11 protein-coding genes are annotated in these 12,104 nt (G+C 59.1%); 3 read left to right on the top strand and 8 right to left on the bottom strand.

The features are described 5' to 3' along the window. Positions 1-456 precede the first annotated feature (456 nt). The 3 genes from ACCAA_RS01025 (at position 457) to ACCAA_RS01015 (ending at position 4,116) form a co-directional block, all read left to right on the top strand. Positions 457-2,049 (top strand): Re/Si-specific NAD(P)(+) transhydrogenase subunit alpha, encoded by a 1,593-nt coding sequence (locus ACCAA_RS01025; RefSeq protein WP_186405391.1) that lies wholly within the window; start codon positions 457-459, stop codon positions 2,047-2,049. Between the two features lie 12 nt (positions 2,050-2,061). Further along, a complete protein-coding gene (gene pntB, locus ACCAA_RS01020; RefSeq protein ID WP_186405390.1) occupies positions 2,062-3,477 on the top strand; it encodes a Re/Si-specific NAD(P)(+) transhydrogenase subunit beta in 1,416 nt (471 codons plus the stop codon). 177 nt (positions 3,478-3,654) lie between these two features. Beyond that, the gene (locus ACCAA_RS01015; RefSeq protein ID WP_186405389.1) at positions 3,655-4,116 is read left to right on the top strand and encodes a CBS domain-containing protein; all 462 of its coding nucleotides are present in this window, start codon (positions 3,655-3,657) and stop codon (positions 4,114-4,116) included. Positions 4,117-4,205: 89 nt separating this feature from the next. On the opposite strand, the gene ACCAA_RS01010 is transcribed toward ACCAA_RS01015, so the two are convergent. The 8 genes from ACCAA_RS01010 to ACCAA_RS00975 form a co-directional block, all read right to left on the bottom strand. Further along, positions 4,206-5,327, bottom strand: coding sequence for a deoxyguanosinetriphosphate triphosphohydrolase (locus ACCAA_RS01010; RefSeq protein ID WP_186405388.1), 1,122 nt, complete (start codon positions 5,325-5,327; stop codon positions 4,206-4,208). Then, a complete protein-coding gene (aroB, locus tag ACCAA_RS01005) occupies positions 5,320-6,408 on the bottom strand; it encodes a 3-dehydroquinate synthase (protein WP_186405415.1) in 1,089 nt (362 codons plus the stop codon). Before aroB ends, ACCAA_RS01010 begins: the two co-directional genes overlap by 8 nt. Next, entirely contained in the window at positions 6,396-6,887 is a 492-nt protein-coding gene (locus ACCAA_RS01000; RefSeq protein ID WP_186405416.1) for a shikimate kinase, read from the bottom strand. The genes aroB and ACCAA_RS01000 overlap by 13 nt, the downstream gene beginning before the upstream one ends. A gap of 141 nt (positions 6,888-7,028) precedes the next feature. Continuing rightward, positions 7,029-9,092: a type IV pilus secretin PilQ gene (locus ACCAA_RS00995; RefSeq protein ID WP_186405387.1), complete on the bottom strand. Its 2,064-nt coding sequence runs from the start codon at positions 9,090-9,092 to the stop codon at positions 7,029-7,031. Then, positions 9,093-9,617 (bottom strand): pilus assembly protein PilP, encoded by a 525-nt coding sequence (locus ACCAA_RS00990; RefSeq protein ID WP_186405386.1) that lies wholly within the window; start codon positions 9,615-9,617, stop codon positions 9,093-9,095. Beyond that, complete coding sequence (locus tag ACCAA_RS00985; protein ID WP_186405385.1) at positions 9,614-10,288, bottom strand: type IV pilus inner membrane component PilO; 675 nt, start codon at positions 10,286-10,288, stop codon at positions 9,614-9,616. The genes ACCAA_RS00990 and ACCAA_RS00985 overlap by 4 nt, the downstream gene beginning before the upstream one ends. Beyond that, positions 10,285-10,851 (bottom strand): PilN domain-containing protein, encoded by a 567-nt coding sequence (locus ACCAA_RS00980; protein WP_186405384.1) that lies wholly within the window; start codon positions 10,849-10,851, stop codon positions 10,285-10,287. The genes ACCAA_RS00985 and ACCAA_RS00980 overlap by 4 nt, the downstream gene beginning before the upstream one ends. Beyond that, on the bottom strand, positions 10,848-11,927 hold the full coding sequence (locus tag ACCAA_RS00975; protein WP_222104789.1) for a pilus assembly protein PilM: 1,080 nt from the start codon (positions 11,925-11,927) through the stop codon (positions 10,848-10,850). The genes ACCAA_RS00980 and ACCAA_RS00975 overlap by 4 nt, the downstream gene beginning before the upstream one ends. Positions 11,928-12,104: the final 177 nt, after the last annotated feature.

Here is a 12,104-nt window from a genome sequence, read left to right as displayed (position 1 = left end):
TGCTGGCCCTTCAAGATGCTGCACCGCACCAGAAAAGTGCGCCAGCCATGGGCTGGCGCACCCAAGTGAAGCGACTGGTGCGGCTGAGGCGCCTTACCATGGGGTCGGCCGGCCTCTGGCTGAGTTAAGCAAAGTCTGTGCCATACTTCTCATCGCATTCGTTTCAGATGGCTGGCGGATCAAACGCCTTTGTGTGGTGAGCTTAGTTGTCGGCCATGGTAAAGTCCGCTTGACGCTTGTGGTAAGCTGTTAGAGAGGTCACTGAGGGTTGTCTGCTACCAGCAAGGCCGAATGCAGGGGAAGCTCGCTGCGTCCGCTGGGCCGTGCGCTGCATGCCTGGAGCATTTTGCAAGATCAACGATGGTGATTTCGCCTCTGTGGGGAAGGCCGGTTCCGCGGCTTGCGGACCGGTCTTTTTGGATACTGGGACTTAAGAAACGAGGGATGGAGGACTGAATGTCACTAACAATTGGCGTACCAAGAGAGACTGCTGCAGGGGAAAAGCGGGTGGCGACCGTACCGGAGGTCGTTGAAAAACTGATCAAACTTGGTTTTACGGTGCGTGTCGAATCGGGCGCTGGCGATTCTGCCAACATGTCGGACGACGCGTACCGCGCGGCGGGTGCCGAAGTCGTCGAAGGAGCGGCCAGCCTGTGGTCCTCTTCGGACGTCATCTTCAAGGTGCGTGGACCGTCGGCAGACGAAGTCGGCCTGCTGCGCGAGGGGTGCACGCTGGTGAGCTTCATATGGCCGGCGCAGAACCCCGATCTTTTGCAGCAGCTCGCCGCTCGCAAGGTCACGGTGCTGGCCATCGACTCGCTGCCGCGCACGCTCTCGCGCGCCCAGAAGATGGACGCGTTGACCTCCCAGGCTGGCGTCGCGGGCTACCGCGCCGTCATCGAGGCTGCCAACGCCTTCGGTCGCTTTTTCAACGGCCAGATCACGGCGGCTGGCAAGGTGCCGCCGGCCAAGGTTTTCATTGCCGGTGCTGGCGTCGCCGGCTTGTCGGCAATTGGCACTGCCGCCAACCTCGGCGCCATCGTTCGCGCCAACGACACGCGTGCCGAAGTGGCCGATCAGGTGGTGTCCCTGGGCGGTGAATTCGTCAAGGTCGATTACGAGGAAGAAGGTTCCGGCGGCGGCGGTTACGCGAAGGTGATGAGCGAGGGCTTCCAGAAAGCCCAGCGCGACATGTACGCCAAGCAGGCCCGGGAGGTGGACATCATCATCACCACCGCGCTGATTCCCGGCAAGCCGGCGCCCAGGCTGATTACCGCCGACATGGTGCGCTCAATGAAAGCGGGCAGCGTGATCGTCGACATGGCCGCTGAACAGGGCGGCAACTGCGAGCTGACCGAGCCTGGCCAGGCGGTGGTGAAGCACGGCGTCACCATCATCGGCTACACCGACCTGGTCAGCCGCTTGGCGCGGCAGTCGTCGACACTGTACAGCAGCAACCTGTTCCGCCTCGCCGAGGAACTGTGCAAGACCAAGGACGGCATCATCGACGTCAACATGGAAGACGAAGCCATCCGCGGCCTGACTGTGATCAAGGAAGGCAATGTCACTTGGCCACCCCCGGCGCCAAAGCTGTCGGCAGCGCCGGCCGCGGCACCTGCAGCGGCCCAGCCGGTGGTTGCCACGAAAAAATCGCACGGTCACGGCAAGGCGAGCGAACCCGCTTCGGTGAGCAGCATGGCGATCCTCTTTGGTGTCGCGGCAGTGGTCTTCTGGTTCATCGGCGCCAGTGCGCCGGAAAAATTTCTTAATCACTTCACGGTCTTCATTCTGGCCTGTTTCGTCGGCTACATGGTGGTCTGGAACGTCAAGCCGGCCTTGCATACCCCGCTGATGAGCGTCACCAATGCGATCAGCAGCATCATCGCCATTGGCGCACTGGTGCAGATCGCGCCACCGATAGACGCCGGCATCAGTCGACCGGAAGACTGGATTCGCTGGTTGGCGATTGGGGCCATCGTGCTGGCCACGATCAACATGTTTGGTGGTTTCGCCGTTACCCAGCGCATGCTGGCTATGTTCCGTAAATAGGAGTTGATGAACATGTCTGAAAGCTTGGCAACCGTCTCCTATCTCGGAGCAACCATCCTCTTTATCCTCTGCCTCGGCGGACTCAGCAATCAGGAGACATCACGCCGCGGCAATCTCTACGGGATCATTGGCATGACCATCGCCGTTCTGGCGACCGTCTTTGGCCCCCGTGTCGGCACCGCAGGCTACGCTTGGCTGATCGGCGCAATGGCGGTCGGCGGGACGATCGGCATTTATGCCGCGCGCACCGTACAGATGACCCAGATGCCCGAGCTTGTCGCGCTGATGCACAGCATGGTCGGCCTCGCAGCAATGCTGGTGGGTTTCGCGAACTACATCGACCCGGTGGCGTCTGCCGGCATGACCGGGGCAGAACATGCGATTCACGAGATCGAGATCTACGTCGGCATCCTGATTGGAGCGATCACCTTCTCCGGCTCGGTAATTGCCTTTGGTAAATTGTCCGGCAAGATCTCCGGCAATCCGATGTTGCTACCCGCGCGCCACTGGATCAATCTGACCGGACTGCTGATCGTCATTTACTTCGGACGGGAATTCCTGCACGCCGGCTCGATCAGCGACGGCATGATGCCGCTGGTGGTGATGACCGTGGTCGCGTTGCTCTTCGGTATCCACATGGTGATGGCCATCGGTGGCGCCGACATGCCGGTGGTAGTCTCGATGCTGAACAGCTATTCTGGCTGGGCGGCAGCGGCAACCGGCTTCATGCTCTCGAACGACCTGCTGATCGTTACCGGGGCGCTGGTCGGTTCGAGCGGTGCGATCCTTTCGTACATCATGTGCGCGGCGATGAATCGCCACTTCATCAGCGTCATCGCCGGCGGCTTTGGCACGACCGGAGGAACTCCTGCGGCGGCGGGGGGTGCGCAACCGGCCGGTGAGGTGGTGCCAATCAGCGCCACGGAAACGTCCGAGCTGCTGCGCGAGGCCAAGAACGTGATCATCGTCCCGGGTTATGGCATGGCCGTCGCACAGGCCCAGCATACGGTGTACGAAATCACGCGTTTCCTGCGTGACAAGGGCGTCAATGTTCGTTTCGGCATTCACCCGGTGGCCGGCCGCATGCCCGGTCACATGAATGTGCTGCTGGCCGAAGCCAAGGTGCCCTACGACATCGTGTATGAAATGGACGAACTCAACGACGATTTTCCACAGACCGACGTCGCGATGATCATTGGCGCCAACGACATCGTCAACCCCGGTGCACAGGACGACCCCACCAGCCCCATCGCCGGCATGCCGGTGCTCGAGGTGTGGAAGGCAAAGACCTCGATCGTCATGAAACGCAGCATGGCCTCCGGTTATGCGGGGGTGGACAATCCGCTGTTCTACAAGGATAACAACCGCATGCTCTTCGGCGACGCGAAGAAGATGCTCGACGAAGTGCTGGTTGCCCTGAAGGTCTGAGCGGACGCGGACGGTTATTCCTCGATCGCTTGGCACAGCGCCCGCCTCGGCGGGCGCTGTGCCTTGCTTCATCAAAAGATGGGCGAGCAGAGTCTCGGAAGTCGATCGACATCTGATAGAATCTCGCAGATCAGTGAATCGGCGCATCGGCCAGCTATCCTATTTCTAGGGGGTGACATGGAGGTCAAAGAAGTTCTGCAGGTCAAAGAGTCCGCGTTGTACGCAGTCCATCCTGACTCGCCTCTCTCCGAGGCAGTCATCATGATGGCCGAAAACGATATTGGCTCGGTAATCGTCATGGAGGGCGGCAAGCTGGCTGGAATGCTCACTTTCCGTGAGGTTCTGGCCATACTGGCCAAGAGGCAAACCGAGCGGCGCGTTGGTCCCACACCACCAATCGCCGAGATTCTGGTCATCGAAGCGATGGATCGTAATCCACCAACCACCAATCTGGGCATGGACGTCGACGAGCTACGGCGCATCATGGTCGATACCCACACTCGCTATGTGCCAGTGATGGAAGGCGATACCATCCTCGGCGTCGTGTCGTTTCACGACGTCGCCAAGGCAGTGCTCGAGGAACGCAATATGGAGAACAAACTGCTCAAGGCGTATATCAAGGACTGGCCATCGCCGTAGGGCAATTGGTGCCTCGTCGCATTGGCGTACTCGTGGCGAGGGGGCCGCGTACCGTTGGCGCGGCCTGGTCGACGTGCCGGTAAAGCGGGTCAGCTTCCGCCGACAGAAAACAGTCGCTGATGCTCCTTGATGGCATAGCGGTCGGTCATTCCGGCAATGTAATCGGCAACCCTGCGCATTTGGTCGCCACCGGCGGCGACTTGGTACTGTGGCGGTAACAGGCGCGGATCGCTGGTAAAGGTGGCGAACAGATCGCTGATGATGCGCCGGGCCTTGCTGGCCATGCGCAAGACCTGATAGTGCTGATAAAGCTCGGCGCGCAAGAAGCGCTTCATGTGGCGCTGCGCTTCAGATAGCTCGTCCGAGAAGCCAACCAGCACCGGCCCCAGTCGCACATCGGCAAGGTTTCCTGGCCGTCTCCGTTTGAGGTTGCCGCCAGTCGTTTCGATCAGGTCACAGACCAGCGCATTGATCATGCGTCGGATCGTCTCATGGATTAGACGGCGCGCACCAAGACCAGGATAGAGGCTACGGACGTCGCCAACGTGGCGCGCAAAGAGACTGACTTCCGCTAGTTGGGCAAGCGTGATCAAGCCGGCGCGCAATCCATCGTCGACATCGTGATTGTTGTAGGCAATCTCATCGGCCAGATTGCAGATTTGCGCCTCAAGCGATGGCTGCGTTCGATCAAGAAAGCGCTCGCCCACATCGCCAAGCCGACGTGCGTTTTCCAGAGAGCAATGCTTGACGATTCCTTCACGGGTCTCGAAACACAGGTTGAGTCCATCGAAAGCAGCGTAACGCTCTTCGAGCAGGTCGACCGTGCGCAGGCTTTGCAGATTGTGTTCGAAACCTCCATGGTCATGCATACACTCGTTGAGTGCGTCCTGCCCGGCGTGGCCAAAGGGCGTATGGCCAAGGTCGTGGGCAAGGGAAATTGCTTCGGCAAGGTCCTCGTTGAGCTGCAGAGCGCGCGCAATGGCGCGTGCGATCTGAGCCACCTCAAGGCTATGCGTCAAACGGGTGCGGAACAGATCGCCCTCGTGATTGACGAAAACCTGCGTCTTGTATTCAAGGCGCCGGAAGGCCGTAGAGTGTACGATCCGGTCCCTGTCGCGCTGAAATTCGCTACGCTGCGAGGGTTCCGCGTCCGGCTGCCGGCGACCGCGTGAGTTGGCTGCGGAGACGGCGTACGGCGCCAGTTCAAGCATGCGCGGAGCGTACGGTAATGGCTTTTCGCACGTCGGCCTGCGGCGCAGCGTCAGTGAGTACTGCCTGGCCCACCTGTTGCAAGAGAACGAGGCGGAGCTTGCCGTCCCGTACCTTCTTGTCGTTCTGCATGAGATCGAGGTAACGATCGACTGCCAGCAGCGGCCCGTATACAGGCAGACCCGCGCGTTGAAATAGTCGCTCCACCCGAGCGACATCGTCGGCACTGATCCAGCCAAGCTGCGCCGATAGTTGTGCCGCCATCAGGGTGCCCGCGGCGATCGCTTCGCCGTGCAGCCACTGACCATAACCGACGCCGGTTTCGATGGCGTGACCGAAGGTGTGGCCCAGGTTGAGCAGGGCTCGCTCGCCACTTTCGCGTTCGTCAGCGACGACCACCTCGGCCTTGTTCCGGCACGAGCGGCAAATGGCCTCCGCCAGCGCCATCGGCTCACGAGACAAGAGAAGGTCCAGGTTGGCCTCCAGCCATGCGAAGAAAGGCAAGTCTCTGATCAGACCGTACTTGATGACCTCTGCCAAGCCCGCCCGCAACTCACGATCAGGCAGGGTGATCAGCGTATCGGTATCGGTCAGCACCAGCCTGGGTTGATGGAAAGCTCCAATCATGTTCTTGCCCAGCGGGTGGTTGATTGCTGTCTTGCCACCGACCGACGAATCAACCTGCGCCAGCAAGGTCGTAGGGACCTGGATGAAGGGCATTCCGCGCTGAAAACAGGCAGCCGCGAAGCCCGTCATGTCGCCGACGACGCCGCCGCCGAGGGCCAGCAGCGTGGTCGAACGTTCGCAGCGGCGTTCGAGCAGGACGTCGAAAATCGAGTTCAGCGTGCGCCAGTCCTTGAACTGTTCACCGTCGGGCAAGACGATCTCGACGACTTCAATGCCTGCCCGGCGCAAAGGCTCCGCCAAGCGCTGCAAATACCATGGTGCGACGGTGGCATTGGTCACGATCGCCGCCTTTGGCTGGTGCATGAACGGCAGCAGAAACTCGGTGCGTTCGAGGAGCGCACGCCCGACATGGATCGGATAAGAACGATCCCCCAGCGCAACGGTTAGCGTTTCCAGGACACTCCCCCTTCCTTGATCAGTAGGTTCAAGACCGACTGCACGGTAATTCGACTACCAGCGAGCACGACGTTGGCAATGCTACGGTAGAGGTGGTCTCGCTGCTGGTGCAGTTCCCTGAGCTTTTGCAACGGATCATTCACTTGCAGGAGCGGGCGGTTCTTGTCGTGCCGCGTGCGCTCGCAGAGCGTCTGCAGTGGTACGTTGAGGTAGATGACAAAGCCGCTGCTGCTGAGAGTGTCGCGATTCTCGGGCCGCAGGACGGCTCCTCCACCCGTGGCCACCACCTGGCCACGGCGGCTGGCAAGATCAGCGATGACCATCGCTTCACGCTTGCGAAAACCCTCCTCGCCCTCGATTTCGAAGATCGTCGGCAGGCTGACTCCTGTGCGGGCGGCAATCTCGTGATCCGAGTCGACGAAAATATAGGCCAGGCGCTTGGCCAAAGCCCTGCCGATCGTCGTCTTTCCAGCTCCCATCAGGCCGACCAGGTAGATATTGCGATTTTTTTCATCGGTGTTCACGAGCGCATTCAATTTTCCAGCGTGGAGTGTCAAAGCACAAGCCGGGCACCAAAAAGCCGGCTCATCACCGGCTTCTCGCCTAAGCCAGACACCCGGTCAGCGTACCGACATGCTTTCGGCAACGATTCGAGGCGTGACGAAGACCAGCAACTCGGTCTTGTCGTCAATGACTTCCCGGTTCTTGAACAGCCAGCCGACATACGGCAGATCACCGAAGAAAGGAATTCGTTGCGTATTGTTGCGAATCGTCTGCGTGTAGATGCCGCCAATGACTACAGTGCCCCCGTTTTCGACCAATACTACGGTCTTGACCTGCTTGGTGTCGATGGCGACTCCCGCGCCGGTCGACAAGGTGGTGTTCGGCGTATCCTTGTGGACGTCCAGGGTCATCGAAACCTTGCCATCCGGCGTAATCTGAGGCGTCACTTTCAACGACAGGACTGCCTTCTTGAAGGAGACGCTGGTGGCGCCGGAACTGGTCGCCTGCTGATAAGGAATGTCGGTGCCCTGTTCTATGGTCGCTTCAACATTATTCGCCGTCATGACGCGCGGACTGGAGATCACCTTACCGCGGCCGTCAGCTTCCAGCGCCGAGATCTCGGCGGTGAGAAACTGCGTCAGCCCCTGGTTGAATAGCAGAAAAGACAAAATGCCGGGGTTGCCGGCTCGCGGCGTCGCAGGAAGGTTGACCTGCGTTCCGGACATGTCGAGCTGTCCACTGAAATTCTGACCTCCTCCGACGGTCACCGCTCCATTGGGAAATGTTTGCCTCCAGCCCAGGCGGATGCCCAGATTCTTGGCGAAGCTGTCACCCGCTTCGACGATTCGCGCCTCGATCATGACCTGCCGGTTCGGCGTGTCGACCTTGGCAATCATCGCTCGCACGTCATCGAGACGGCTTGGAGTGTCCTTGACGAAAATCATGTTCGAGCGGACGTCCTGAACCGCGCTGCCGCGCTTCGAGAGCAGTCGCTGCTTGTCGTTGTCAAGCAGCTTCACCGCATCCTCAGCCTTGATATAGTTCATCTGGAAACTCTCGGTGAGCAGAGGTTCGAGGTCGCTGATCTGAATTTTGGATTCGAATTCGAGCTTTTCCTTGGTCGCAATTTCTTCGCGCGGCGCGATAAGGATGACATTGCCATTTTTGCGCATGTCCAGCCCCTTCTGCTGCATGATGATGTCGAGCGCCTGATCCCACGGAACGTCCTTCAGAATCAGCGTGATCGCCCCGCCGACGGAGTCACTGATGACCATGTTCATGCCGGTAAACTCGCCGATTACCTGCAGCAGACGGCGGACATCGACGTTCTGGAAATTAAGCGACAGCTTTTCACCCTGATAGCCTCCTCGGGACCCCTGTACCAATTTGTTGGGATTCTCGATGACGGGCTTGACTTCAATGACAAACTGAGAGTCGCTCTGGTACGCATTGTGCTCCCACAGGCCCCGCGGGGTAATTGTCATGCGGGCGTTCTCGCCCTTCTGCACGGTAGTCACGGACTGTACAGGGGTCGCGAAATCGGTCACATCAAGCCGCTTGCGCAGCGCTTCCGGGACGCTCACCCTGGCGAAGTCGACGACCAGATTGGCGCCCTGCTGCCGAATGTCGATGCCCGCATTCGAATCGCTAAGGTCAACCGTGATCCGCGCCTCGCCATCCTTTCCCCGCCGGAACCCGATGTCACGGACGCTGTTCAGACTCTGCGAGGGAGACGCTTTCGCGAAGTGTTCCACAGGGACAATACCTTCAGGCACCCTGCTCGGCACCAGGGCAAGCAGGAGATTGTTGCCCTCGACGGTCGCCTCGTAGGTCATTGCCTTCTGCAGATTGAGGACCACGCGAGTCCGGTCTTCCGCCTGGACGATATTGGCGCTCTTCAGATCTCCCTCGTTATAGGTCTGGCTCGATTTTCCCATGCCATTGGTCGTATTCGGGAAGTCGAACGCGATGCGGGCCGGCTTGGCGACGCTGAAGGCCGGAGGTAAGCCTTGCAATGGTTCCTTGAACGTCAGTCTGACGTTCAGCACCGAGCCTTGTTGGAGAACGGTCAGTGCCTCGATCGAATTTGGCCTCGCTTCCTGGGCATCTGCGGTTACCAACGCCAGCAGCACACCCCCGACCAGCAGTGCGCCGAACAGGTATCGTTTGATCTGCTTCATTTACTTTGCTCCCTTCTCCTGCAACAGCAAGGTGCTCGTTCTCTCGACCCAGTCCCCTGCAGAATCCTGAATGAGCTCGCGCAAAGTCACTTCTGACTCGGAAACATTGACCACTACGCCAAAGTTTTGCCCCATGTAATTTCCGATCTTGACCTGGTACAAAGCAGCCTCAGCCTGGATGATGGCATACGACACCTTCCTTCTGGTCATCACGCCGACGTATTTCAGCGATTCAAGTGGGTAAGCCTCCAAGGGTTCCTTGGGTCTCTCCAGGTCCGGCCGAAAGCCACCGCCTCCCTTTTTCTCATCGGGTCCCATTTTTGCCGGCTTGAAAGGGTCGAGAAGGTTGCCCACATCATAGGGGACGGGCTCGTAGGGTTCGACCACCGGCAGAGGCGGAACCTTGCCCTTGGCGTCCTGGCCGACAGTCGTCGTCCACTGTCGCAATTCCTCGTCATCGCCTGCGGAACAAGCGACCAACACCATACTGCAAAGCAGAGTGGTGAGCTGGAGAAGTTTCGTCATTTCTTCGCCGCCTTTGCAGCCTGGGCGGCCTTCTTCTTCGCTGCCAGTTCGTCTTCATCGAGGTAGCGAAAGGTTTTCGTGACCGCATCCATCACCAGACTTCCATCCTTGCTCTGCGGGTTTGTGGCGATGGCGATGTTGTTCAGTGTGACAATCCTGGACAGCTTGCCGATATCCCCGGCGAAAGCCCCGAAATCATGGTAGGTCCCGGTCAATCGCACGTTGATCGGCAACTCAGCATAAAAATCCTTGACTTGCTCCGATCCCGGCTTGAACAGCTCGAACTGTAGCCCTCTTCCCATCCCCGACTGATTGATTTCGACCAGCAAGGCCTCGACTTCCGACTTGTTCGGCAGTTGCTTCAGGAGTGCTCCGAAGGAGCGGTCGATCTCGTTCAACTGCTGGATGTACAGGTCGAGGTTCACGGCCTCCCTTTTCTTGGCCAGGAATTCCTCGCGCAGCTTCAGTTCCGCCCGCTGCTTCGTGTCCAGATCCGCCAACTGGTCAACCCACACAAACCACCAGCCGGCCAACAGGATGGTCAAGGACAAGCCGAGCAGGACGGCCACGCGCGGTGCGGCAGGCCAGGTGCCGACATCCCGGGGATTCAGGTTCTGGAAATCGAGAAGGAGGGCCTTGAAATCGATCGTGGGCAGCGCGCGAGCCTTCATTTCTGCACCCCTTGCCCAGCGGCAGCCCTCTTGAGCGATGCATTCATGGAGAACTCATTGAGACGACGTTTGTCGACGATCACGGCCTTGATTTCTATCAACTGTGGCCTTTCAAGCCAGGGCGATGCTTCGATGTTGCGCATCAGCGTCGATACTCGAGCGCTGGACTGAGCAAAACCGACCAGGCTGATCTTTTGTCCTTCCTGCTTGAGCGAGCGGATGTAGACCCCCTCCGGCATCTGCTTCGCCAGTTCGCTCAACAAGCGCACTGCTTCCGCCCGATCCCGTTGCAAGGATTCGATGATCCGCTTACGCTCCATCAAGGCGTGACTTTGCTCCTTGAGCCGCTTGATCTGGTCAATCTGCTTGTCCAGCACGGCGATCTCCTTGCGCAGAAACTCGTTTCTGGCATCCTGTGCCGAGATGTGGCTGGCAATCACCGAGTACACGAGAAACACGAGCAAGCCCGACAGAACGGTCATCAAGCCGATCCGCGCATAGAACTGTTGCCGTCGCGCCCTGCGCTTCTCTTCCCGGTGGGGCAGGAGGTTGATGCGGATCATTGATCAAACCTCCGCAGGGCGAGGCCGCAGGCGACCATCAATGACGAGGCGTCGGTCAGTAGACTCTTGCCGCGCACCCGTTCGGAAAGCACCATGTCGGCAAACGGATTGGCAATGATCGTGTTGATCTGTGTGCGCGCAGCAACGACTTCGTCGGCGCCCGGCATGACTGCGCAGCCACCTGCGAGAACGATGTGGTTGATTTGGTTGAACTGGGTCGAAGTAAAGAAAAACTGCAGCGCACGCGATAGTTCGAGCGCCATCGCTTCAAGAAACGGCCGCAACAGTTCCGCTTCGTACTTTTCCGGCAAATTATGACGACGCTTCTCTGCTTCAGCCTCCTCAAAACTCATTCCGAAAACCCGCGCAATATCCTGCGTCAGTTGATTGCCACCAAAGGCCTGCTCGCGAATGTAAAGCTGCTGATCGTTACGAAGAACGGTCAGGTTCATCACGTTGGCACCCACATCGACCAGCGCTATGATCTGCCCCTTGCCGCCGTCCTCGAGCTGCTTCTGGACCAGCTCAAAAGCCGCCAGCATGGCGTAGGACTCAACATCCAGCACCACCGGCTTGAGTCCGGCCGATTCAGCCACGGCGACACGGTCTTCGACCTTCTCCTTGCGGGATGCAGCGATCAGGACTTCGATCTCGTCAGGCGAAGAGGGCGCCGGACCCACCACCTGAAAATCGAGGTTAACCTCGTCAAGCGCAAACGGGATGTACTGGTTAGCCTCCGATTCCACCAGCACTTCCAGGTCTTCGTCGCGCTGACCGGCCGCCACGATGATTTTCTTGGTGATGACATGCGACGCCGGCAGGGCAATGGCAACGTGTCTCGTTGACGTGGCCAGCTTCTTCCACGCACGCCTGACGGACTCCGCGGCACTCTCAAGATTGACGATGTTACCGTCCGAGACCACGTCCCGCGGCAAGACCTCGATCGCATACCGGTCGACGCGGTAGCCACCTTTGCCATCGCCGGCCAGTTCAACCATCTTGACCGACGACGAGCTGATGTCGAGGCCGATCAGCGAGCGCGCCTTGGGATTAAAGATCGAAAGATCGAGCTGCAAATCGCCACCCCTCGCCAAAAAACCCTTCAATAATTTGTAGTTAGCGTGCTTATAGATATTCTACTTTAGATGCTAGCAACAAGGCCACGGCATGTAAAGCACTTTGTTGCCACGCACCCGGCAGCGCTTGGCTGCTTGATGTTCGAGCCTTTTCACAGGCGCGCTCCTATAATATCG

This window comes from Candidatus Accumulibacter aalborgensis (assembly GCF_900089955.1).
Classification (GTDB): Bacteria; Pseudomonadota; Gammaproteobacteria; order Burkholderiales; family Rhodocyclaceae; genus Accumulibacter; species Accumulibacter aalborgensis.
Note: the sequence above shows the minus strand (reverse complement) of the source record. Positions and strands in the feature narration are given on the sequence as shown.